The 22,753-nt window shown below is 60.6% G+C and carries 20 protein-coding genes and 1 pseudogene; 11 read left to right on the top strand and 10 right to left on the bottom strand.

Annotated features, from left to right (window positions below):
• The 5 genes from GWG67_RS35415 to GWG67_RS35395 all read right to left on the bottom strand — a co-directional run bounded on the left by GWG67_RS35415 (position 1) and on the right by GWG67_RS35395 (position 7,109).
• Entirely contained in the window at positions 1-465 is a 465-nt protein-coding gene (locus GWG67_RS35415) for a (2Fe-2S)-binding protein (protein ID WP_275174292.1), read from the bottom strand.
• 445 nt (positions 466-910) lie between these two features.
• On the bottom strand, positions 911-2,782 hold the full coding sequence (locus GWG67_RS35410; RefSeq protein WP_275174290.1) for a HAMP domain-containing sensor histidine kinase: 1,872 nt from the start codon (positions 2,780-2,782) through the stop codon (positions 911-913).
• A gap of 13 nt (positions 2,783-2,795) precedes the next feature.
• Positions 2,796-4,136: a carbohydrate porin gene (locus GWG67_RS35405; RefSeq protein WP_275174289.1), complete on the bottom strand. Its 1,341-nt coding sequence runs from the start codon at positions 4,134-4,136 to the stop codon at positions 2,796-2,798.
• A 437-nt stretch (positions 4,137-4,573) separates the two neighbouring features.
• The gene (locus tag GWG67_RS35400; RefSeq protein ID WP_275174288.1) at positions 4,574-6,520 is read right to left on the bottom strand and encodes an ABC transporter substrate binding protein; all 1,947 of its coding nucleotides are present in this window, start codon (positions 6,518-6,520) and stop codon (positions 4,574-4,576) included.
• 253 nt (positions 6,521-6,773) lie between these two features.
• Entirely contained in the window at positions 6,774-7,109 is a 336-nt protein-coding gene (locus GWG67_RS35395) for a hypothetical protein (protein WP_245286150.1), read from the bottom strand.
• Positions 7,110-7,286: 177 nt separating this feature from the next.
• Between GWG67_RS35395 and GWG67_RS35390 the strand changes: the two genes are divergently transcribed.
• Positions 7,287-7,550 (top strand): hypothetical protein, encoded by a 264-nt coding sequence (locus GWG67_RS35390; protein ID WP_275174286.1) that lies wholly within the window; start codon positions 7,287-7,289, stop codon positions 7,548-7,550.
• A gap of 108 nt (positions 7,551-7,658) precedes the next feature.
• Positions 7,659-7,907: a hypothetical protein gene (locus GWG67_RS35385; RefSeq protein WP_275174284.1), complete on the top strand. Its 249-nt coding sequence runs from the start codon at positions 7,659-7,661 to the stop codon at positions 7,905-7,907.
• 732 nt (positions 7,908-8,639) lie between these two features.
• Here GWG67_RS35385 and GWG67_RS35380 read toward each other — a convergent pair.
• From GWG67_RS35380 to GWG67_RS35370, 3 genes are all read right to left on the bottom strand, one after another.
• Positions 8,640-9,041 (bottom strand): hypothetical protein, encoded by a 402-nt coding sequence (locus GWG67_RS35380; protein WP_275174282.1) that lies wholly within the window; start codon positions 9,039-9,041, stop codon positions 8,640-8,642.
• Between the two features lie 225 nt (positions 9,042-9,266).
• Positions 9,267-10,691, bottom strand: coding sequence for a methyl-accepting chemotaxis protein (locus GWG67_RS35375; protein ID WP_275174280.1), 1,425 nt, complete (start codon positions 10,689-10,691; stop codon positions 9,267-9,269).
• A 109-nt stretch (positions 10,692-10,800) separates the two neighbouring features.
• Positions 10,801-12,549: a methyl-accepting chemotaxis protein gene (locus GWG67_RS35370; protein WP_275174279.1), complete on the bottom strand. Its 1,749-nt coding sequence runs from the start codon at positions 12,547-12,549 to the stop codon at positions 10,801-10,803.
• A gap of 206 nt (positions 12,550-12,755) precedes the next feature.
• Between GWG67_RS35370 and GWG67_RS35365 the strand changes: the two genes are divergently transcribed.
• From GWG67_RS35365 to GWG67_RS35335, 7 genes and pseudogenes are all read left to right on the top strand, one after another.
• Positions 12,756-13,502, top strand: a complete 747-nt coding sequence (locus GWG67_RS35365) for a YebC/PmpR family DNA-binding transcriptional regulator (protein ID WP_275174278.1) — start codon at positions 12,756-12,758, stop codon at positions 13,500-13,502.
• A gap of 71 nt (positions 13,503-13,573) precedes the next feature.
• Positions 13,574-14,101, top strand: coding sequence for a crossover junction endodeoxyribonuclease RuvC (gene ruvC / locus GWG67_RS35360; RefSeq protein ID WP_275174276.1), 528 nt, complete (start codon positions 13,574-13,576; stop codon positions 14,099-14,101).
• A complete protein-coding gene (gene ruvA / locus GWG67_RS35355) occupies positions 14,098-14,715 on the top strand; it encodes a Holliday junction branch migration protein RuvA (RefSeq protein ID WP_275174274.1) in 618 nt (205 codons plus the stop codon). Before ruvC ends, ruvA begins: the two co-directional genes overlap by 4 nt.
• Positions 14,712-15,236 (top strand): hypothetical protein, encoded by a 525-nt coding sequence (locus GWG67_RS35350; protein WP_275174273.1) that lies wholly within the window; start codon positions 14,712-14,714, stop codon positions 15,234-15,236. Before ruvA ends, GWG67_RS35350 begins: the two co-directional genes overlap by 4 nt.
• Entirely contained in the window at positions 15,233-16,285 is a 1,053-nt protein-coding gene (gene ruvB / locus GWG67_RS35345; RefSeq protein WP_275174271.1) for a Holliday junction branch migration DNA helicase RuvB, read from the top strand. The genes GWG67_RS35350 and ruvB overlap by 4 nt, the downstream gene beginning before the upstream one ends.
• A gap of 129 nt (positions 16,286-16,414) precedes the next feature.
• Complete coding sequence (locus tag GWG67_RS35340; protein WP_275174269.1) at positions 16,415-17,332, top strand: metallophosphoesterase; 918 nt, start codon at positions 16,415-16,417, stop codon at positions 17,330-17,332.
• Positions 17,333-17,401: 69 nt separating this feature from the next.
• Positions 17,402-17,485, top strand: a pseudogene (locus tag GWG67_RS35335) (acyl-CoA thioester hydrolase); the annotation flags it as partial.
• On the opposite strand, the gene GWG67_RS35330 reads toward GWG67_RS35335, so the two are convergent.
• Both GWG67_RS35330 and GWG67_RS35325 read right to left on the bottom strand, forming a co-directional pair.
• Positions 17,464-19,110: a recombinase family protein gene (locus GWG67_RS35330; protein ID WP_275174267.1), complete on the bottom strand. Its 1,647-nt coding sequence runs from the start codon at positions 19,108-19,110 to the stop codon at positions 17,464-17,466. The pseudogene GWG67_RS35335 and the gene GWG67_RS35330 sit on opposite strands and share 22 nt — an antisense overlap.
• A complete protein-coding gene (locus GWG67_RS35325) occupies positions 19,088-19,309 on the bottom strand; it encodes a hypothetical protein (RefSeq protein WP_275174266.1) in 222 nt (73 codons plus the stop codon). The genes GWG67_RS35330 and GWG67_RS35325 overlap by 23 nt, the downstream gene beginning before the upstream one ends.
• Positions 19,310-20,196: 887 nt before the next feature.
• On the opposite strand from GWG67_RS35325, the gene ybgC reads away from it, so the two are divergent.
• Positions 20,197-20,640 carry a tol-pal system-associated acyl-CoA thioesterase gene (ybgC, locus tag GWG67_RS35320; RefSeq protein ID WP_275174265.1) on the top strand — a complete coding sequence of 148 codons (444 nt, stop codon included), beginning with the start codon at positions 20,197-20,199 and terminating at the stop codon, positions 20,638-20,640.
• A gap of 468 nt (positions 20,641-21,108) precedes the next feature.
• The gene (locus GWG67_RS35315; protein ID WP_057848204.1) at positions 21,109-21,309 is read left to right on the top strand and encodes a hypothetical protein; all 201 of its coding nucleotides are present in this window, start codon (positions 21,109-21,111) and stop codon (positions 21,307-21,309) included.
• Positions 21,310-22,753: the final 1,444 nt, after the last annotated feature.

The raw sequence follows: 22,753 nt of genomic DNA, 5'->3' as shown, positions 1-22,753 counted from the left end.
TCATGACTGGCGGCCGGAGGCGGCCTGCTTGATGGCCTCGCGGATGCGCACATAGGTGCCGCAGCGGCAGATGTTGCCGGCCATCGCGGCGTCGATGTCGGAATCGTCAGGGCTGGGCGTTGCCGCCAGCAGTGCCGCGGCCGCCATGATCTGGCCGGACTGGCAGTAGCCGCACTGGATCACTTCGGCATCGAGCCAGGCCTTTTGCACCTTTGCGCCGGCCGGCGTGCTGCCGACATGCTCGATCGTGGTGATGGCGCGGTTCGCGACCGCGCTGACCGGCAAGACGCAGGAGCGGACTGCCTTGCCATCGACGTGCACGGTGCAGGCGCCGCACTGCGCGATGCCGCAGCCGAATTTGGTGCCGGTCATCCCGAGGACGTCGCGCAGGACCCACAGCAGCGGCATTTCAGGTGGCGCGTCGAACGATTTCGTTTCGCCGTTGATGGTGAGAACAGTTGCCATATGCATCCCCTTGCTCGCTCGATCGCTTACGGCGATCTAGTCAGCGAATTCGCGCGCACAATAATCATATCGATGCGAAACGATGAAGCGTCGACATGTCCGGCAATGCATATTTGCGGAGCGTGAGCGTCAGGCCATGACGTTCACGAATTTGTGCGGCGATCGCTGCGGTGATTTTGGGCTAATTGATATGATAATCGTCATTTTCTGACGTTTTTTCGTCGCGAGCGTCATTGATCGCCGCAGATGATCGTGCGAATGCGCAAAATCATGCGATGACGAAACTCGTGCGATTATGGAAGTCAGACGGCGAGCACTTCTGACGCGATCAATTGCAGCGGCTCATTGTTGTGCCCTCTCCCCTTGTGGGAGAGGGCAGCGACGCCGGTAGACGCAGGCTCACTCTGGTGAGGGGTCGGTCTCCGCGTATGGGCGCCGTTTTGAATCAACCGACAAACGGAAGCCTGATCGTGAACGAGGCGCCGCCGTGCTCCCGATTACTCGCTGATATGAACCCGTTGTGCGCTTCGATGATGGTGCGCGCAATGGACAGGCCCATGCCCATGCCTTCGGCTTTGCTGGTGTAAAACGGCTCGAAAATTTCCTTTAGTTTGTCTTCGGGAATGCCGGGCCCGCGATCCGACACGGATAACTCCGCAAACTTCTCGACGCGCGAAGTCCGGATGCTGATGCTGCGATGTTCAGGCGGCGTATCCTTCATCGCCTCGATGCCGTTCATTACAAGGTTCAGAACAACCTGTTGAAGTTGAATGCGGTCGCCGAGGATCGGAAGCGCATTCTGCGTAGTCGGGCTGGTCAATTCGATCTGTCGTGCGATGGCCAGTGCTGAAAGAAAATCTATGGTTTCCCGCACAACATCGTTGAGGTCCAATTCTATCGGGTCGAAGGGAGCTTTTTTCATCAGACTTCGTAACCTTCGAATGACTTCGCTGGCGCGCTGATCATCCCTTAGAATATCGCCCAGGATCTCGCTTAATTCGGCAAGGTCCGGATTTGAGGATTTGAGTATCGCCTGTGCCGTTTCGGTATTCGTCAGAATAGACCCTAGTGGCTGATTTATTTCATGGGCAATCGACGCAGTAAGCTCCCCAGCGGTCGAGAAGCGGTTGACGTGGGCGAGTTCTTTCATTCGCTGCCGCGCTTGTACTTCCGCCAACCGACGCCGACGATGTGCGCTCAGCAGGGCCAAGATTAACCCAGCTTGCGCGAGAAGAACGGCACTGATCAGCAGGATTTGTGAGGAATAACGCTGCCATGCAGTTTGCTCCCGAAACAGGATTTCGCTCCCCGGCGGCAGGCGGCTCTCGCTGATGTTCCAGCGCTGAAGCAGTCGCCAATCGTATTTCGGCGCTGAAAATCCGATTGGATTGATGCCGCTGAGCTTCTCGCCTCGCAACATGCGCACGGCAACAGCAGCCATTGGTTGGGCGCCCTCAGCCGGTGAAAACATCGGACCGCCAACAACCTGACCGACAAAGTAAGACTGATCGAATGAAAAAATGGGAGCGTTGGCGACTTCATAGATGCGCCTCAATGGCTCCTTGTCTCCATAGACGGCACCTGCACCGTCCACCGCTAGCTGCTGATAGAAAAGTGCAGTGTGCGGTGGCAAAGTCGCAACTGCTTTCAGTATATCCGCTAGCGGCTGCTCGCCGTAAAAGATTAATTCAACGTTGTTTTTCTTCAGCAGTGGACCGACTATCCGTTGGTTCTCGCCAGCCCAAAAGCGCTCACTGGGGGAGCTTCCGAGGATGATCGCGATGGCCTTTGTTTCCGGCAGCAACCGCAAAATGTTTTCAAAAGCCGCGACTTGATCGTATCGCACCCCGGCCAAGGCGTCCCGCTCCGACAACATGGATGGCTCAACCCGCCGCACCTCAACTGCCGCAAGCAGCATCGGCGTTGTCGGATAGAAGTTTGGCCTGTGCTGCTGGACGAAGAGGGCAGCGGGTGCACCTAAAGCGACAATCAAATCCGGCGGCCGTTGAGCATAGAGCGCCTTAAGATACTCAACAAATTTCGCATCGGCGGCGTCGTCCCCGTCCAGCGCCGTGACGAGCGAGTGTTCCTGAATGTTCAGCGGCCAAGGCGATTGTTTGTTGAGTTCTCTCTGAATTTCCCTGCTCCATGCGGCTCCTTGCTCAAAATTCGGGCCGAATGTATGAAGCAGCAAAATCTTTTTCGGTTGGCCGGCAATCTGGCCAGACAGGGTTTGGGCGGTTGTGCTCCCCATTGAGACGACAAGCACGACAACGGCAGCAACCCACACGCAAACGCGCCGCTTTAGCGAGGTCATCGCGATGGTCGCCTCACCAGTACATCGTCGCATTGGCTAACACGTTGAGGGCGCTCCCGGTCTGCGGCGTATAGACTACCGGCGTGGGGTGATTGGTGTACCCGAGCCCGATGCCCACGCGGATGCCGGGCGCAATGGGTGCATAATAGGCTGCAGTTATCGAAAAATTGCCGGTATGCGCGAGCTGGCCGCCTCGCACGGCGGCATCGACCAGATATCGGCTGAAGACATTGCGGGAGACAACCAAGGATACCATATCGCCTGGCCGGGACGGCAGCAGACCTATGCCATAGAGGCGTGCCTCATAGTACTCGCTGACGCGATTGAATTCCGGCGGAGCGTACATCGCGGTGAGGCCAGCGTACCACCCCCTTGCAGCCTGACCTTCGACTCGAGCAAGTTGGACAAATTGTCGATCCGCCAGAAGATAGGCTGCGTAATTCCCGGCATTCCGTCCGCCGAATTCGAAATCGACATACCTGCTGGTGTTGATGATGGCTGCGGCACGCACCCAGGTCGCAAGCTGGCCGGGGGCGGCCTCTTTGCGATAGCCAACCTCGTTGATCGCGAGAAATCCACTGTTCGGCGTAGACCAGTCCAGGCCGGTCGGGTTAGCGGTCTTCTCGGCGAAGGGGCCATCCGGGCTGCTCGCCACCTGCACACCGAACTTGTCATATAGCCCCTCCGGGCCGTTGACCTTGATGTTGATCGCCGGTTTCGCCCAGGCCCAGGCGCTTAGACCCGCCGCGACCGGAATTTGTCCGCTCGGTCCAAAGATGCTGGACGACAAATTGCCTGCGAGAAATGGTCCCCAATACTCAACAACATTGGCCAAATATCCAACCTTCAATTCCACCTGCCGGTTCAGGAAGGTCTGATAATAGCTGAGTGTCGCGAGGCTAAATGCGTTCGGCCCAGCCGGTGCCCAGGTGTCGTAATTGTAGATGCCGCCAACCGCGATCTGACCGTCGGAAATACCGTATCTGCTGAGGTCGTAAGTCATCTGCATCACGTTATTCGTGAAGAAGGTTGGCTTCTGACCATTATAGACCTGCTGGCCGAACGTGCTCCGCTCCGCGGGCAGCATGTTGTCGTAAAAGTTGTTGTTGGTGTAGCCGACGTAGCCGATCCCGAGTGCCGCGAGACTTGATCGGATGCCGGCGAAATCGGGGTCGATGGTATCCTGCGGACCGGGCAGCGCCACGATGAGCCCCTTGATCCGGAGCGACTGGAAGTCAACCTTTGGCGCGGCTGGCGCGGGCCCGAATGCGGTGTCTTCTGTCAGCTCAGTAGCATGACAAGTCGCTTGCAGAAGGAAGCCAGCACAAATCGATAATGCGAACGCCTTCAACATGCAGTCCCAATCGCAACGCGAGGTGCACTATCAGGCTGGCACGGCTAGCAGACCTCATCAAGTGGTAGAGATGATGAGCTTTTGCGATCGCAAATATGCTTGCTTCTACGGGGGCACATGTCTTTGACATGCGAAATCGTGCTCCGTCATACCTCGGAGGACTACTGGAACATGCCCCACAATTTGGTACCAACCCGCAACGCAACCCCGAAAAACGCCCGGGTGAAATATCTTCAATCTATGGGGTCGCGCGGTCCCCCAACAGTTCTATGCCCGTCAAAGGACCCCGGAGACAGCCATTGAGATCGCGCAGGGGACGCGCGTGGTGCGCGTCTGGGCTCTTCGACGCATTCGGGTATTGTCCGCGCGGGGGACGCATCAGCGCGCGTCCTGCGTATGTAGGAGCTTCTCGCGTCCCGGCGGGAATAGGATACACCTCAGGATACATGAAAAACCCCACCACGGCGTTCGGCCAACAGGCGCCGTTTTGGATCAACCGACAAAGGAAGCCTGATCGTGAACGAGGCACCGCCGTGCTCCCGATTACTCGCTGATATGAACCCGTTGTGCGCTTCGATAATGGTGCGCGCAATGGACAAGCCCATGCCCATGCCTTCGGCTTTGCTGCTGTAAAACGGCTCGAAAACCTGTTTCAATTTGCCTTCTGGAATGCCGGGTCCGCGATCTGATACGGATAGCTCGGCAAACTGATCGGCGCGCGCAGTCCGGATGCTGATAGTGCGGCTTTCGTGAGACGTGTCCTTCATAGCCTCGACCCCGTTCAGCACAAGGTTCAAAATGACTTGTTGAAGCTGAATGCGGTCGCCGAGGATCGGTAGCGCATCCGCCGTGATCACGTTGACCATTTCGAATCTTCGGCTGACAGTTAGCGCCGAAAGAAATCTCACCGTCTCTTGCACAACCTCATTGAGGTCCAATTTCTTCAACTCGAACGGCGCCTTTTTTAGGAGGCTGCGCATCCTGCGAATGACCTCGGTGGCACGCCGGTCATCCTGTACAATATCGTTCACAATTTCCCTGAGTTCAACAACATCAGAAAGTGCAGCGATATCGGGACGCTGCGATTGCAGGATCGCGGCTGCGGTTTCGGCGTTCGTCAGAATAGACCCAAGCGGCTGGTTGATCTCGTGAGCAATCGAGGCGGTCAGTTCACCAGCGGTCGCGAAGCGATTGACGTGGGCCAGTTCAGCCATCCGCTGTCGCGACTGTACTTCGGCGAATTGACGCCGACGATGCTCAAATAACAAAAGTGCGATCAGTCCCGCTTGCGCGAGGACAAGCGCGATAGTGAACGTGATTTGCCACCAATATCGCTCCCACAACGTGGGCTCCCGGAAGTAGACGGCGCTACCGGGCGGCAGATCGCGCTCGGCAATTCCCCACCGCTGCATTTGTCGCCAGTCGAATATGGGAGATGCAACGTCAACGAATGATGGCTTGATGTCGGCGATCTTTTCGCCATTGAGGATGCGAAGCGCGACCGTGGCGGCTTTGGTGCTTTGCTCAACCACGGAATGCATGGGGCCACCGACGATGCCGTCTCCAAAAAAAGATTGGTCGTGAGTAAAGATCGGCGCGTTGGCCACCTTGGAAAGTTGGAGTAACGCGCCGGGCCCCTCATACGCCACGCCCGCGGCGTCAACATTCAGCAAGAGCCAGAAGATCGCACTATGCGGCGGGAGGGTCGCTGCGTCCTTCTGAATTTCTTCAAATGAAAGTTCATTGTAGTATCGAATTTGTACTCTCCCCGCCAGCGGCGCGGTTCGTCGGCGCGTCTCTTCCAGCCAATACGTTTCGCTTGGAGATGCTCCAATTACGACTGCAATTGTGGTTGTTAGAGGCAAGACGCTCAGAATATTTTCGAAGAACTCGATGGTGTTGTTGGTAGATCCCACCACGGTGTCATTTTCGCCCAATTTATCGAAGGCCACGCGCCGCCGCTCCACAGCCGTCAAGACCATCGGCGTATTTGGAAAAAGCTCTTTTCGGTGCCGCTGGACAAAATTGGCGGCTGGGGCGCCAATGGACATGATCAGATCGGGCGGGTTCTGGGTATTAAGGGCGTGAAGATATTCGACGAACGGACCATCTGATTTGTCGTTACTCAGGCGAGCAACCACAAGCGAGTGGTCCTGAAACTCCACTTTGCTGTGCCGACTTATTTCAGATCGAATGGCCTCTGCATAAACGGTCCAAGGCTTGAACCGAAGGCCGAACGAATGCAGCATCAGAACACGTTTCGGCGCTGGATCAGCTGCATAACTTTGGCCTGTCGTCGCGACCAACAATGCGACGGTCAACGCAGCGGTGAGGTTCCGCGCGGGACGGGTCCGCCATGGTGAGGGAGGCAGCCAGAAAAGCATCGCACTCCAAGCCCCGATCCAGGTGGAGCACCGTAACCGCTCGATTAGATTATCAACAAGGGGAAACTGCGGGGCAATTCTGACACAAGCAGGTCCGCAAGACCCGCGCGCTGCGTTGTGTACACTGATCTATATAATTTAGGGGGATGATTCTTGAATATCCTCGCAACAGGCCGTCGCGCGGTCCGCACAAAGCCACGCCCTCGAAAGGACCCGCAGAGTGCGAAGCCGCGCGATCGCGCGTCGCCACGGATTAATAGGCGCAAATATAGTTCCCGTAAGCATCGTAGCAGCTGCGGCGGTACGCAGCAGTGCCAAGGGCAGCCGCGCCGACCGCTGCCGCCCCTACACCGTAGCCCCGATAGCCATAGCCGCGATAGCCGCCCCGATAGCCGTAGCCACGGTAGCCTGCGCCCCGCACTGCAACAGCGCCGCCGCCTCGCGGTCCTCGAACTGCGACCGCACCGCCGCGGTATCCGCCGCCACCCCGATAGGCACCTCCGCCGCGCCGAGCCTCGGCATCATCGGGGATCAAGCAGGCGGTGAGCAAAACGAAAGCGGCAAGAGAAGCGAGAATATAGCGGAGCATGATGGAACCCTTCCATGAATTCATTGAGCCCCGCGCGCGAGATTGCGGCTCACTCCGGGCGTGAGGTTGATGTAGATCAATCGAACCCGCGCACTGCGACCCCTACGCTATGTTCAGCCGCATCTGAGGCGGCTTCCGTCACTTTCGGTGACGCAAGTGCGAAAAGGGAGGTCCGCCATGCATTCGAGAAAGCTTCGTTCGATAAAGTCCGCGACTGTTGCCGGGATTGCTGCCAGCGCCCTGTTCGGGCTTGCAGGTCTCACCCTCACTCCAGCCCCGGCCAATGCGGTCGTGTACTGCCAGTACACTGCTTACCCGGCGGGCTGCGTTGCCCGGGCAGGCGTCGTGCTCAGCCCGCGCCCGGTGGCGCGCGCCGCAGTCCGTCATAACGCCGGTGGCAATGCGAATGGTGGCGTCAATCGCGTTGGAGCCCGGCGGTAAAGGCCGGTTTCACAAGCCAGGAAGAAGCCGTCATCGTTTCGTCCCGGTGGCGGCTTTTCTTTCTCTGGCGGGGATAGGCCACCGGTACCGCCGGGGCGGCATTACGGCATGAAACACACTTGGTACGTCACTTTTGAGGTGCCGCCGGACGGCACACTGTCACGACGGCGACATCCGCGCCTGACCAACACGTTTGAAAGCGAAGCAGCAGCCAAGGATTTTGCGCGAACCAAATTTAACGACGGACTGGTCGTCACTGCAGGGACTATCATCCCTCACTTTCCGAGAGTGTCGATCCCATCGACCGAAATCCCAAAATGGCTTGAAGCACCGAACCAAGTTGATCCAGATCAATAAGGAGGCCACCGACGCTGGTGACATGCTCTGAGGGGGCAGCAACCGGGAGCCTGAACATGAATGAACGTTCGGAGCCGAAACAGGTCTGTCGTCGCAACGCACTCACTTTCCTTGGGCACGCAGCGGTGTTTGGGTTAGTGGCCTCGCCCGTGAGTTTGACGCTGTCAACGGCGGAAGCTCAGACCACGGCGCCGACCGCCACGGCCACCACGCCGCCAGCGGACGCGCCCAAGTCGGGCACAGAACGCCGCCAGGAGCGGCGCAGCGGTCGAACCGAGCGGCGACAGGAACGCCGGACCGGCCGCACAGAGCGGCGCCAAGAGAGGCGTACAGGACGTGACGAGCGACGGGACGCTCGCGACGGCACCCCGGCTGCCACGACGACCACAGAGCAGAAAAAGTAGGCCGTTCATCGGCAAAGCACAGCGACCGGGCCGCCTCAACGGAGGCCCGGAAGGCCCTACAGCGCCGCTAGCGCCGGGCCACCAGACAGCTGCCGAGCCCCTATCGTATCCAGCCTGAAAAACGATCTTATTCATCTTGCGCCGGAGCTTCTCAACGAGGGCGCGCAGGTCGTCAATGTGTTCGGCAAGTAGCTGCCGCGCCTGCTCTATACGTGATTGTTTCCGCTCCGGCGCGTCGTTGCCCGCAGGGCGTTCGTCAGGATCGTCCATTCTCCTTAGTACGCGGCGTACCGGAAAAAGATTTTATCAAAATAGGTAACAGCGTGCCCTAAATAGAGGCGCTGCGGTCTGCCCTATCCGCAGCCTCCAGTATCGCGAGCTGGCTCGCGAGGCCGGTAAAACTGCGGGATATATTCTTCAGGATGTTCACTGTTCGCTCGGGTGTGCCGGGTTTGGCGGCCTTGCATCTGAACGCAGCGGCAAATTCCAGGCAAGCTGCGGCCGTGGGCATCGCAGCAGGTCCGGTGCCGCCGACTGCTGGTCGATGCAGAAGTTCTTGAGATGCAGCCAACTGTGCGCGTGAGCGTTTTATCTGCTGCTGCACGGCGCCCGTTGCGTGCGGATGCTCGTCAAGTGTGCTGCGGTGGCTTTCTTCGAGGTCCTTGCCGGGGAAATAGCGCATGCTGTTCTTCGCCCTCTGCACGGATTGGATGAACGCAAATAGTTTCACCCCTCATGATCCTCTGCAAGGAGCGCGTGTGACTTTCGGAATAATAGCACTCTACGCCTGTTTTGCCCGACGGCGCAACGCCGCACGAGGCGCCTGAACCGGCGGATTCATCAGGCGCTTAACCTATTGATTCTGCTCACCCCGGCTACTGTGCATGGGGTTGTTTTCGAGGTTTTTGATTCAGGGAGGCCATTCGTCGCCGCCGTAAGCGCGTCGCGGCGACCGTCAGTTTTGTCGAAAGCCCATCCGGAAGGCGCCCCAGTGCTTGCCGCGGATCATGATCGGCGAAGACAGATCCTTCATCAGCACGAACTGACCGCCGCCCATGTCGCGGCGATAGGTCTGGAGCAGGAACGGCTTGGTATTGGCCGCGACCTTCTGCACCGCGCGATCTGTGAACAGGCGGCGGTTGCGGCAATTGGCGTTATTCCAGACCGGGTCCTTGCCCTGCGGCAGGCGGTAGTTCGGGTTGTGGGTCGGCAGATAGCCGCCCTTGGCCCAGGCGACGCAGAACACGATGCGGGGATCGGATTTCTGAATCGGATCCTGGATCGCGGGCAGCACGCGGTCGGTGAACTCGACATAGTCAGTGTTGTATTGCTTGGGATCGGTGCCGGGGATTTCCCGATAGTTCTCATCCATGAACTGGTCGAGCGTGATCTCGCCGCGGCCGATGGCGGCTTCGAACTCGTCGGAGATCCGCTTGGCGGTCTCGACGACAAGGCGGATCAGCGGCGCATCGGATGTCTCGACGCCGCTGTCGGCGATCAGCGCGATCAGGCCTTCAGACGTGTCGAGCAGTTTGGTCACGCGCTGATCGGCGTTCTTGAGATCGCGCGACGAGAGGTCGACGCCCTTGGCGAGTTCGTTGAGCTCGCTGATGACGGTGTCGCAATGTCCGAGATTGGAGGTCGCCGCGCGCGTGACGCTGCCGATCTCCGCTTCCACGGAGGCGAAGCCCTGCTGGACCCGCGAGATGATGCCGGAGATCCGCTGGGCGCCTTCGCCGGCGGTCTTCGCGCGCTGCGAGGCATCGCTGCTCTCGCCGATCAGGCCTTCGATCTGGCCGTCGAGATCGCGCACGGTGTCGGAGATCTGGTGTGTGGCTTGGCGGGTGGCTTCCGCGAGGTTCTTGACCTCGCTTGCGACCACCGCAAAGCCGCGGCCGGCATTGCCGGCGCGTGCCGCCTCGATGGTGGCGTTGAGCGCGAGCAGATTGGTCTGCTTCGCGATAGCCTCGATCGAGCCGGACACTTTGGCGACTTGTGCCAGCGCGGAGCCGACGGCGCTCAGTCGCGCCTCGATCCGCTCCACCGCCGCGACGAGCTCGGAAATGTGGCTCACCGCGGCGTCGACGGCGCCGCGCGACTGCGCGATCTCGCCGACCGCTGCTGACGTGGTCGTTTGCACCGCCTGTGACGCATTGGCGATGTCGTGATTGGCCGACACCATCGTCTCGGCGGTTTCCTGGAGATGATGGAACCGTTCCGACTGGTTCGCGACGCGGTTTGCGACTTCCTGGACGTTGCCGGCGATGTCGGCGAGTTCCACGCCGAGGCCGCCGATGCGGTCGGCGAGCTGATCGATCAGCCGTTCGGCAAGCGTTCGGTTGGAGCCGGTGTCCAGTACTGCAAGTTGTACGACGGACATGTCTTGAGAGTCCTCCAGTCAGAGCCGTTCGCCGGCTCTCCGCGGCATTCCCATTCCAATTCCGGTCTTAAGAGGTGATTCGCGCGTTGGCGTCTTGCCTGAGCGCGCACTAGAGCTTGTAGGCCGTCCTGAATCCGCCCCAGTGCCGGCCTTGCACGCGGATCGGAACGTCGATCTCGCGCATCATCACCGTATTTCCGTTGCCCATGTCGCGTGCATAGCTCTGGACCAGATACGAGCGCAGGTTGCGCGCGGCAGCCAACCCCGCCGGATCGTTGAACATCCGCCGGTTGCGGCTGTTGGCCGTGTTCCAGGCGGCATCGCCCGGCCGCTGCGGATGCGAATAGATCCTGTTGTGCACCGGCAGGAAGCCGTTGCGATCGACCATGGCGCAGAACGCCAAGCGCGGGTCCTTTGCCAGAAAGGCCTCCTGGAACGCCGGCAGCGCGCGGTCGGCCCAGTCCAGATATCTGGTGCGGTACTGCTGCGGATTGGTTCCGGCGATTTCGGCATAATCGGTGTCGAACAGGTCATCGATCTTCACCTCGCCGCGGGCAACCGCCTGCTCGAAGATCGCGGTCAGCGCGTTGCCCGCTTCCATGGCGCGGGTCACGAACTCGGTGTTTTCTTCGTGGATCGACCAGAGCCGGTCCTCGACCTTCTCGCTGAGCGCGGCATCGGGATTGACGAATTGCGCGCGGGCGCCGGCCTTGGATTGCTCGACCACGCGCAGGCGGCACGCCCCGACGCCTTCGAGGGTGCCTTCGATCATGGCTTGCGATGCAAGGCGGCCCGCGTCGGCGCCGCCGATCAGCACGCCGTCCATCGAAATCTCGTAGACTGGCAGCACTCCGCGTGCGGTTTCGAGCTTGAGATGGCAGGGCAGCCGCTCGGTCTTGCGGCGGTCGTCGTGCTCGCTCTGGCGGAGCAGCACGGCACAGCGCGATTTCAGTTTCTGTGCGAAGGCGGTCACGGCCTTGCCTGCGCTGGCGACGTTCTCGCCGTGGTTCTCGGCCGCCTTGGTCGCAGCATCGATCTCGGCTGCGCTTTCGCCGACCGAGATGATGAACTCCGACGCGCTTGTCGCGTTGCCGGAGACTTCGCTGGTGGTGGCGTTCTGTTCGGCGACCGCGCCGTTGACGGTCTCGAACACCGGGCGTATGGCCTCGATCGCCTGCGAGATGCGGTGCACCGCATCCGCGGAGCCGGCAGCGTCGCGCTGCAGCGCGTCGATCTTTTTGGTGATTTCCTCCGTCGCGCCTTGGGTCTGCACCGCGAGTGCCTTGACCTCGGTGGCGACGACCGCAAAGCCTCTTCCCGCAGCGCCCGCGCGCGCGGCCTCGATGGTCGAGTTGAGCGCGAGCAGCGTCGTCTGCCGTGCGATCTGTGCGATCAGATTGACGACGTTGCCGATGGCGGCCGAAGATTCGCGCAAGCGATCGACATTGGCGCGGGCTTCCTGTGCTGCGGCGCTGGCCTCGTCGGCGAGCTTGCCGGCCTCGCGAACCTGCGCGCCGATGCCCAGCGCCGACTGGGTGAATTTGTCGGCGGCATGGGCGAAGGTGGAGGCGTTCGATTGCGCGGCGTTGGTCCGGCCGGTCAGGGCGTCGGTGCGGTCGCGAATGGCGGCAAGCGTCGTGGCGGTGGCCTCGGCGCCGCCGGCCACCGAATTGGCGGCGCGCTCGAGCTGGCGAATCATGGCGCCCAGCTCGAGTTCCAGCAGTTCCAGAATTTCCTTGGCCGAATCGCCTTCGACGGCCGCCGCGGGCTCGGAATGGGCCACCGGCTGCGCAGCCTGCGGGGCAGCCGCAGTTGCAGCCATGTCCGGCAGACGCTTCCGAAATAGTCCGAATGCCATCAGGTCTCTCTTGTCGGGGGACGGTCGGACGCTATTTTCGCAGGCTGGAATGAAATCAGGGTTAACGATGCCTGACATCTAGGCACGGTCCAGTACGGTGTTACCTTAAAGTCGTAGAGCCTCTTTCTTTCCAGTGGGGTGGCGGCCTATAAGGCCGCGCTTCCCACGCTCACCTTGGCGCACGATTCCCCTAGAGAAGATCACGCATGGCCGGACATTCCCAATTCAAGAACATCATGCACCGCAAGGGGCGGCAGGATGCCCAGAAGTCGAAACTGTTCGGCAAGCTGGCGCGGGAAATCACCGTCGCGGCCAAGCTGGGGACGCCCGACCCCAACATGAACCCGCGCCTGCGTGCGGCCATCATCGCGGCGCGCCAGGAGAACATGCCGAAGGACAACATCGAGCGCGCCGTCAAGAAGGCGCTCGGCAGCGACGGCGAGAATTATGACGAGATCCGCTACGAGGGTTATGGCCCCGGCGGCGTTGCCGTCATCGTCGAGGCGCTGACCGACAATCGCAACCGCGCGGCTTCCGACATCCGCTCCTTCTTCACCAAGTCCGGAGGCAATCTCGGCGAAACCGGCTCGGTCTCCTTCATGTTCGACCGCACCGGCATCGTCGAATACGACCGCAGTGTCGCCTCCGACGATGCGGTGCTGGATGCCGCGATCGAGGCCGGCGCCGACGACGTGATCTCGAGCGAAGGCGGCCATGAGATCTACGCCTCGACCGAAGGCTATCGCGACGTCGCCAAGGCGTTGGAGGCCAAGTTCGGCGAGCCGCGCAAGGCCGCGCTGATCTGGAAGCCGCAGAACACGGTGGCGGTCGACGACGAGACCGGCGAGAAGCTATTGAAGCTGATGGACCTGCTCAACGAGCACGACGACGTCCAGCACGTCTACGCCAATTTCGAGGTGTCGGACGCGCTGCTGGCGAAGATGGGCGGGTAGGGGGCCACTTCCCCTGTTACTTCCGTTCTGTTTCTGTTTCCCCCACGGCGGCCAGCCGCTATCACTGGCCCATGACGACGCTCCCGATTCGTGGCCCCGTTCGCATCATCGGCATCGACCCTGGCTTGCGCCGTACCGGTTGGGGCGTGATCGAGGCCGAGGGCAACCGGCTGATCTACGTCGCCTGCGGCTCGGTGGAGCCGCCGGACGATTTGCCGCTGGCGAGCCGGCTGCTCGCGATCCATGAGGGGCTCGCCGCCATCCTGTCCGGTCACAAGCCGATGGAAGCCGCGGTCGAGCAGACTTTCGTCAACAAGGACGGCGTCGCGACGCTGAAGCTCGGCCAGGCCCGCGGCGTCGCCATGCTCGCGCCCGCGATGTTCGGCATCAGTGTTGCCGAATACGCGCCGAACCAGGTGAAAAAGACGGTGGTCGGCGCCGGCCACGCCGATAAGCAGCAGATCGCGATGATGCTCAAGATTTTGCTGCCGAAAGCCGATCCGCCGTCCGCGGACGCCGCCGACGCGCTCGCCATCGCCATCACCCACGCCCATCATCGCCAGAGCACCGCGCTGCGGCTGAAGGTGGCTGGGTTATGATCGGCAAGCTCAAGGGCCTGATCGATTCTTACGGCGAGGATTTCGTCATCCTCGACGTCGGCGGTGTCGGTTATCAGGTGCACTGCTCGACGCGCACGCTGCAGCATCTGCCCTCGCCGGGCGAGGCCGCCGTGCTGTCGATCGAGACCTATGTTCGCGAGGACCAGATCAAGCTGTTCGGCTTCCGCAGCGACCAGGAGCGCGAATGGTTTCGCCTGCTCCAGACCGTGCAGGGCGTCGGCGCCAAGGTCGCGCTCGCCGTGCTCGGCACGCTGCAGCCATCCGATCTCGCCAACGCGATCGCGCTGCGCGACAAGGCTGCGGTGGCGCGCACGCCCGGTGTCGGCCCCAAGGTCGCCGAGCGCATCGTCACCGAACTGAAGGACAAGGCGCCGGCCTTCTCCAATGTCGATCCGGCGGTCGTGCATCTCGCCGGTGCCGTCGACGACCAGCGCGCGCCGCGGCCGGTGGCGGATGCGATCTCCGCGCTGGTCAATCTCGGCTACGGCCAGCCGCAGGCGGCGGCGGCGATCGCATCGGCCTCGCGCAGCGCGGGCGAGACCGCCGAAACCGCGCAGCTTATCCGGCTAGGCCTGAAGGAGCTGTCGAAGTGAGTGCGGCCCGCGCCAATCCCGTCGCCTTTGTTTTTCGTCGCCTTTGGCGCGTGGCCGGTATCGTCGTGATCTTCTCCGTTGTGGGGCCGCTGACGGTCGCCGCGCTGGTCTCGGTGATGGTGACGACGCTCGGTGCCGCGGTGCTGCAGATGTTTCTCCTTGACTTGGAGGCACTGCGCACGCTGGTTTCGATCGCGATCGTGCTGCTGGCCATCGCCACGATTCTCGCCTCGTTCCTTCCTGCAGTCGCCGCCGGCTTGATCTTCGCACTGGCTGCGGTCTACGCCGACCTCAACATGATCTGGATGGCGTGGCTCGCCGCAGCCGTGGCCGGCGCCGGCTTCGTCGGGTTTGGCATGTTCGTTGTTCCTTCCGAAACCTCGGCGGTGATCTTGCCGAGTGTCCGTTCCGCGCCTGAGGCGCTGAAGCTCTCCGCCATGCTCGCCATCGTCGCTGTCATCCCGGCCAGCCTATGCTGGTGGCTCGCGAAACCGCTGCACCGTGTTATCCTGCCCGCATGAGCACTCCTCCCCGCATGGTCACGCCCGAGCGCCGCAGCGATGATGTCGGCGATACTGCGCTGCGCCCGCAATCGCTGTCCGACTTTGTCGGCCAGCAGCAGGCGCGCAAGAATCTGTCCATCTTCATCGCGGCGGCGCGCAAGCGCGGCGAGGCGCTCGATCACGTGCTCTTCGTCGGCCCGCCGGGCCTTGGCAAGACCACGCTGGCGCAGATCGTGGCCAAGGAGCTGGGCGTCGGCTTTCGTGCCACGTCAGGCCCGGTGATCGCCAAGGCCGGCGATCTCGCGGCACTGCTCACCAATCTCGAAGAGCGCGACGTGCTGTTCATCGACGAGATCCATCGCCTGAGCCCGGCGGTGGAAGAAGTGCTCTATCCCGCGATGGAGGATTTCCAGCTCGACCTCATCATCGGCGAGGGCCCGGCAGCGCGCTCGGTCAAGATCGAGCTGTCGAAATTCACCCTTGTCGGCGCCACCACGCGCGCCGGCCTGCTCACCAATCCCTTGCGCGACCGCTTCGGCATTCCGGTCCGGTTGAATTTCTACACGATCGAGGAGCTGGAAAGCATCGTCACCCGTGGCGCCCGCGTGCTCAACGTCGGCATGAGCGCGGATGGCGCCAACGAGATCGCGCGCCGCGCCCGTGGCACGCCGCGTATCGCCGGCCGGCTGTTGCGCCGCGTGCGCGATTTCGCCTCGGCGGCCGATGCCGACAGGATCGATCGCAAGATTGCCGACCACGCGCTGAGCGCGCTCGAGGTCGACGCCGCCGGCCTCGATGCCATGGACCGCCGCTATCTCACGACCATCGCGCAGAACTATGGCGGCGGCCCGGTCGGCGTCGAGACGATGGCCGCCGCGTTGTCCGAGCCGCGCGATGCGATTGAGGACATCATCGAGCCCTATCTGATCCAGTGCGGCTATCTGCAGCGCACCCCGCGCGGCCGCCTGCTCACCTCGCACGCCTTCCGCCACCTCGGCATCAGCGAGCCCTCGCGCGATGCGGCGGCGCAGTTCGGCCTGTTCGGCACCGACGAGAGCGACGACTGATCTGCGCAAGTGCAGGCTGCTCGGGCCGTCATGAATTTCCGGTCATCTCGTGCAGATGGTCTGCACAAACGCACCCCATTTCCGCTCCAATAGGGTCGCATCAAGAAGCCGCATCACGATCGGGCTGCCATGATCACGCGCCGTCATTTCTTCCGTTCCATCGGCGGCCTGTCCGCCCTTGGCGTCTCGACCGCGGCCTATGGCGTCGGCGTCGAGCCGATGCTTCGGCTTCGGGTCACCCGCTATCATCCAACCCCGCGGCAATGGCCGGCGGATTTCCCGCTGAAGATCGCCGTGATCGCCGACATCCATGCCTGCGATCCCTGGATGTCGCTGGAGCGGATCGAGGCCATCGTCGATCGCACCAACGCGCTGAACGCGGATATCATCGTGCTGCTCGGCGACTATGTCGCCGGCTTGCACCAGGTCACGCGCATCATTCCGGCGAACGAATGGGCCAAGGTGCTGGCCGGCCTGAAAGCGCCGCTCGGCGTCCATGCCGTCATGGGCAATCACGATTATTGGGACGACAGGACCGTGCAGCGGGTCGGGCACGGGCCGACGGTCGCGCATCGCGCGCTGGAGGCGGCCGGTATTCCCGTCTACGAGAACGACGTCATGCGGCTCGCGAAGGATGGCCGCGCATTCTGGCTCGCCGGGCTCGGCGATCAGCTCGCCTTTCTGCCGGCGCGACGCTTCCGGAGCACGGGGCGCTTTGGCGCCGACGATCTCGACGCGACGCTTGCCAAGGTCACCGACGATGCGCCGATCATCCTGCTCGCGCATGAGCCCAATATCGCGCCGCGCGTGCCCGCCCGCGTCGCGTTGCAACTGTCCGGGCACACCCATGGCGGTCAGGTCCGTCTGCTCGGCTGGTCGCCGGCGGTTCCGCCGCAGCACGGCCTCCGGCTCGCCTATGGTCATGTCCGGCTGAAATGCGACGTCATCATCTCCGGCGGCCTCGGTTGCAGCATCATGCCGCTCCGCGTCGGCGTGCCGCCTGAGATCGTCGAAGTGACGCTGGGGCGGGGGCCATTGGTCGTCTAGCCACGCTTGCGCAGCCGGCCGTTTTTGCGCAAAACGGGTTGGTGACCGCAATGCGAAGAGGCTAGCGACGTGACAGCTCATCTCGACGGCGAGATCCGCGACGGCCGCCACCATATGCAGGTCCGCGTCTACTACGAGGACACGGATTTCTCAGACTGGACGTTGTCGTAACAGCTCAACGTGCTGATGTTCCCTGTTTTGGGACAGTTTTCTGGGAAAAGCTGCGGGCTGAAAAGGGCTGCGGCGTTCAAGTACGGGGTGTACTCGTAGGGCATCCGCTTGCGCGCCGGATGCACTATAATGCAGTTGAGCAGGTTGCGGAAAGCGACACGAGTCTCGATCGCCTTCGGATTTGTCTTGAGCGCGGTGACCAGTCTCTTTGCCTCCGAACAATATCGGTCACCAAACCTCGGATGATCGAACGGGATCACGTTTTCGCCACCGTTGCCGAGCAACCGCAGGCGCTCCTCGAGAGTTTCCCGCTCCGCGTCACATTCATCTATCCGCTTGACTAACTCATCCGGCTTGCGACGGCTGTTCGCGATCGCATATGACAAGCGTTCGATCTCAGTGTTCAACACATGGCACCGACGCTCTAGGTTAGAGCGTTCGCTGGTCTTTTGCGGATTGCTCTTCTGCTCCTCCTTCCAGGCACGCATCGCCTCTTCAATGGCTTTCGGAGAAAGCAATCTTACTTCCATTTTTTCCGCAACATCCTTCAGTAGAACGTCCATATCAAAGCTGCGGGTATGCTCGCAGGTGCTTCGCTGATGCGCGTTGGCGCATGCGGCGCGTGGTCCGCCATTCCGGGAGGACTGAGCGATTCGCATATGGCCATAGCAAACGCCGCACCGAAGGACTCCTGCAAGCGGATGCTCGTTGTTGCGCGGGACCACGGGTCGGCGCCGCGGCTTGCCGGTCGGTCCGAACAGGTGGATAGCGCGCTCACTGCGAACCTTCTGCGCTCTATCCCAGAGCGTTTCGGGAACGATCCGCAGCTCGGCGTTTTTGACGATGATGTGGCGTTCTTCAGGATTGCGGCGCTTCTGCTTCTTCTGCGTTTCCGGATTGAGAATTGTTGAGCGAACATTCCAATGTATTTCGCCGATATACAGTTCGTTGCCGATAATGCCGCGACCATGGCGGCCGCCAGTGATGCACTGATGATTCCAGGTGGTACGACCAGCCTTGTTCTTATGACGAGTGGCCCCAGGCGTGGGCACGCGTTCGCGGGTAAGATCGGCGGCGATATCTCGCGTTGAACGGCCCGACGTATACTCGATGAAGATACGGCGCACGATCTTCGCTTCGCTCTCATCGATCATCCGCTCGCCAGGCGCGCCCGGCCTTGGCCGATAACCATAGGCGTATGAGCCGGGAATTCTTCCGTTGCTGACAGCGTTATCGTGCCCGCGCCGAACCTTGTCGGCGAGCTGTGGCTTGTAGATCGTATTGTAGAGACTTGCGATGCTGATGTCAGTCGCCGTCGCATAAACGCCTTTCTGATCCATCAGCTCAACGCGGTTGAACTCAAACACCTGCTTGAGCCGCTGGATTGTGGCGGGGTCGCGCGACAAGCGGTCGAAATGCTCGACGATGATCACGTCGAAGTCTTGCTTTCGCACACCTTCGAGCAAACGCTGATAGCCATCGCGCTTGTCTTCGGTAAGGCCAGACTTTGCAGCGTCGACAAATTCACCAACGACATCGAGGCTATTGCGTGCGGCGACCTTCCGGCAGAGTAATAGCTGACCATCAATCGAGGTCACTTTTTGCATGTCGCTCGAGTAGCGGGCGTATATCGCGGCCCTCTTTTTTTGTGATCGTGTCGCCATCCCGTTCCCCTATCGACTGCCCCGCAACGCCTTGTTCATCCCGCGCAAGCTGCCGTCCAATGGCACGCGCCAGCTCAAGCCAAATTTCCTCATTGTTGGGATTGTCCCAACTTTGCAGGTGAGAAGGATCAAGCGGTCGCATGATCGCCTTTTGGCCCCGAGGCGACCGGATTCGGATAGGCATTACAGCGAAGCCTTCACAAGCTACCGTAAATTTCTAGCGCGCGCTATGAATAGGCGGCTGGGATCACGTGCGGCGTTCGCATGCTCCGTTCGGAGGCTCGATCGAAGCCCCTGCATTCGGCTTTCGCCTGATGCGGATCGCCATCCGGCAGCAGCCTCAGTCGGCAAGCGCCATGACCTGACAAGAGTCACGACAGGGCGACGGATGACTTTTGCTCCCGCAGCGCTCATGGAAGTCTCAATTGGCAATGGCGAGCCTATTCATGTTGACTGTTGCAGCCGTGAATGAAAATGAGATTCTTCGAATGTACGGCGCGAGCGCGTCGCTGCGAAGCTAATCGTAAGCCGGCGGGAATTTGCTAAGCAAAGCGGAGTAGAAATACTTGTGTCTGAGGGTGCGAGACATCCGATTGATCCGGTTCATCGGCATGACGATGCCGTTTTCGCAGTCATTACACGACGAACGTCATTGAATGGGACGCAAGGCACGTCGGAGTCGCACCGACCCGCTGGCCTGCGACTCTGGGGCCGGATGGATCTAACTGCTCGCGCTCCTGCGACGCGAATCCGATGCCAACTCCTGGCAACCATCGGAGCCGTCATCTGCACCGCTGCGGGAGACGACGCCAAAGCAGCTGACTGCTATTGGACCTGCCCTAACCTTCCAGATATCATATCGAACAACGTACCAGCACTGCGGGCGAGAACCCCTTCGGCGCTTGCCCGCCCGATGCGCACAGCGCGAACGAGAGGGCGCTGCAATGCCCAAGATTTTGATGATTGCTTGGAAAAGAGCGTCCGTGCAAGAGAACGAGTTCTCGAAAACCCAACAAGGGAAATCGCACTGTGACAGCCTCTCTTGACGGCGAAATTCGCGATGGACGCCATCAGATGCAGGTCCGCGTCTATTTCGAAGATACGGATTCCGGCCAAATTGTGTATCACGCAAATTTTTTACGCTTCATGGAACGCGGCAGGACGAATTACTTGCGCCTGCTCGGAACGAGTCAGCACGCGCTGCTCCAAGAGGCGCGGAACGATGCGCCCGGCTTTGCCTTTGTCGTCCGGTCGATGACAATCGATTTTCTAAGGCCGGCAGTCTTGGACGACGTGCTTGACGTCGTTACTCTCCCGCAAGAGGTGAGAGGCGCGTCAATTACGTTACTGCAGGAATGCAGGCGCGCAGAGGATCTCTTGGTCACGGCGCGTGTACGTGTGGCGTTTATCTCATGCGGAAAAGCGCAGCGTATCCCGAAGGCGCTGCGGCTTGCTATAGAAGGGCATAAATGAAATCTGCTCGCAATTCAAGCCTTGGCCGTCCGGCGACAAACGAAGAGGTGCGTCGCGCCGCGGATCGGAGGCGCATAACTTCTGTGCGCTGTAGCGTGCAAATCGGACAGACCGGATGCGCTGTGGGCAAGCTCGCAGCACGCCGTGCCCGTGCTCACTTGGCCCGTGTGCAAAGAAAAGACGAAGGTCGGCGTGAAGGCGCGCCAGCGCCCGGGCCTTTCCAAACGTCTGGATGCCGCGCTCGCCGTGGAGAATTTGGCAGCACCGGTGGTCATACCCGCCGCCAGCACCGCATTAATGCGTGCTTGAACTTCGGGCACATACCGAATCTCTCCGGCATCAAATCGCCGGCAAAACTTACATCTGAGCGAGTTCACGCATCGGACCAGCGGATCGGGTCAACTGATGGAGAGTTGCGCCTCAATGTAGCTGTGCTAGTACGCCCACTTTCGAATCGAGGAGCTAAGAGTGGCGAAGAAGGCAAAGAAGACGGCTACGAAGAAGAAACCTGTGCGTCGTGAATACACGAAGGCTGACGTGAAGGAGCTGCGCGCTCATTCGAAAGCGAAGACTCCGGTTGCGAAAATTGCGAAGCTCACAAAGCGCTCCGAAGGCTCACTCCGCCAAAAGGCGCTCAAGCTTGGAATCCGGCTCGGTCACCAGCGCTAGAAGGCGCACCATGACGCGCTTCAATAGAGTGTTCTCGACCAGAACGTTGTTGCAGATCATCTGCGTTCTTGTCGCTGTTGTCACAATGAAGTTGTTGGGCGCTCATTATGACTTCAGCTGGGCAGCCGCAGGTTGCGGTTGACAAGAACACCTTGGCAGGCTGAGCAGAAAAGAAGTGCGCCTAGTGGCGAGCTATCACGCGGCGTTCAACCGTACGAAGTAACGGCGCCTTCAGAACCGCAGGGCGAAGGGGACCAGTCAAAAATCTAGTGCGGGCGCCTCACAACGCTGCCACAAGGCAAAAGACCGATTGTACAGCCGCGCACGACTATTCATGGTACGCCTCGGAACACTACTTACTTGAAATGAGCCGCTCTTCAATCCTTAAATAGGGTTGCAAGCTTAGATCGCGAGCTATTCGTTATCAACATCCGGGTTCGATACAGGTGCTTCACTGATTGGGGACGGAGAGGCCCGTCGCCTCAATTGTAATCAGTCGCCCGCTTTCGGCTGCTGGACGGGTGAGCCGCGCAACGCGCCGCACTCCGTCCCATTCTACGTCGGATCTGCTTCGAGAAACTTCTCCGCTCGGTGCCTTGCTCCATCATCGCCCGCACGTTCCAATTCGTAGATGGCGACTGCCGCTCCGGACAAATCTACCGCGTACGCCACGTAGCGCATCAACGACACTCAGCCCGGCGGAATGCTAGGATGAAAGGACGCAATTCTGACTCGGAGCGGCTGGGCCTCAGATGGTTCTCCTGGAGAACGGCGCCCTGATCTATTCGTGTACCAACGGCTGTCGTCGCCGTTGTGGCAGGGCTATCAACGATGCCGACCAGCTCCTGCCAGCATTCGTCTTACTCGCGGGGATGGAGACGCAAGCCTTGCTTCCAAAGGATGTTAGCTTTCATGATGGCTCGCAATCCGCACATCGACGTCGCGCGGGCGAGCCCATCCAGCCCAATGTTCGGGTTGCGACCTAGCGTCGTCTTCAAACCGCTCTTGATCTGCCGCTCAATTTGGCACGCCGTCTCCTGACGATTGTTCTCGCTTCTACATCTCGGACTCTGTTTCGAAGCTTCTCGACTTCTCTAAGCTCCGCCAGCATCGTTTGCAGACGTTCACGCAGAACCGCACAATTATAAACTTGACGAATACTGGACATTACCCGCCCCTAATTTTGTGAAGTAGTCGGCGAAAAACGAGAGAAGGTCGAATAATCGCTAGGCCGAAGCTCAGTGAGCTAGAGCCGAAACCGCCAGATGCTCCCAGTACTCTGCCTCTGCGAGCAGCTTCCAGCTTCTCTCGGGATCACGCACGGCGGCTTGTCGGCACAGCAACGCCATCGCGCGAAAGCGGCGCATAGCTTCCATCGAAAAACTCCCTGCTTCTGCCCAACCTTATTTTTTATTATTGCGGTGGAGTCATCATGATTACTGGG

Origin of the sequence: Bradyrhizobium sp. CSS354 (genome assembly GCF_029051725.1) — a bacterium.
GTDB lineage: Bacteria > Pseudomonadota > Alphaproteobacteria > Rhizobiales > Xanthobacteraceae > Bradyrhizobium.
This window is presented reverse-complemented; position numbering and strand designations above follow the sequence as displayed.

Coding starts and splice junctions, on each gene's coding strand:
- GWG67_RS35415 (WP_275174292.1), bottom strand. CDS start 465: ATGGCAACTGTTCTCACCATCAACGGCGAAACGAAATCGTTCGACGCG.
- GWG67_RS35410 (WP_275174290.1), bottom strand. CDS start 2,782: ATGACCTCGCTAAAGCGGCGCGTTTGCGTGTGGGTTGCTGCCGTTGTC.
- GWG67_RS35405 (WP_275174289.1), bottom strand. CDS start 4,136: ATGTTGAAGGCGTTCGCATTATCGATTTGTGCTGGCTTCCTTCTGCAA.
- GWG67_RS35400 (WP_275174288.1), bottom strand. CDS start 6,520: ATGCTTTTCTGGCTGCCTCCCTCACCATGGCGGACCCGTCCCGCGCGG.
- GWG67_RS35395 (WP_245286150.1), bottom strand. CDS start 7,109: ATGCTCCGCTATATTCTCGCTTCTCTTGCCGCTTTCGTTTTGCTCACC.
- GWG67_RS35390 (WP_275174286.1), top strand. CDS start 7,287: ATGCATTCGAGAAAGCTTCGTTCGATAAAGTCCGCGACTGTTGCCGGG.
- GWG67_RS35385 (WP_275174284.1), top strand. CDS start 7,659: ATGAAACACACTTGGTACGTCACTTTTGAGGTGCCGCCGGACGGCACA.
- GWG67_RS35375 (WP_275174280.1), bottom strand. CDS start 10,691: ATGTCCGTCGTACAACTTGCAGTACTGGACACCGGCTCCAACCGAACG.
- GWG67_RS35370 (WP_275174279.1), bottom strand. CDS start 12,549: ATGGCATTCGGACTATTTCGGAAGCGTCTGCCGGACATGGCTGCAACT.
- GWG67_RS35365 (WP_275174278.1), top strand. CDS start 12,756: ATGGCCGGACATTCCCAATTCAAGAACATCATGCACCGCAAGGGGCGG.
- ruvC (WP_275174276.1), top strand. CDS start 13,574: ATGACGACGCTCCCGATTCGTGGCCCCGTTCGCATCATCGGCATCGAC.
- ruvA (WP_275174274.1), top strand. CDS start 14,098: ATGATCGGCAAGCTCAAGGGCCTGATCGATTCTTACGGCGAGGATTTC.
- ruvB (WP_275174271.1), top strand. CDS start 15,233: ATGAGCACTCCTCCCCGCATGGTCACGCCCGAGCGCCGCAGCGATGAT.
- GWG67_RS35340 (WP_275174269.1), top strand. CDS start 16,415: ATGATCACGCGCCGTCATTTCTTCCGTTCCATCGGCGGCCTGTCCGCC.
- GWG67_RS35330 (WP_275174267.1), bottom strand. CDS start 19,110: ATGCAAAAAGTGACCTCGATTGATGGTCAGCTATTACTCTGCCGGAAG.
- GWG67_RS35325 (WP_275174266.1), bottom strand. CDS start 19,309: ATGCGACCGCTTGATCCTTCTCACCTGCAAAGTTGGGACAATCCCAAC.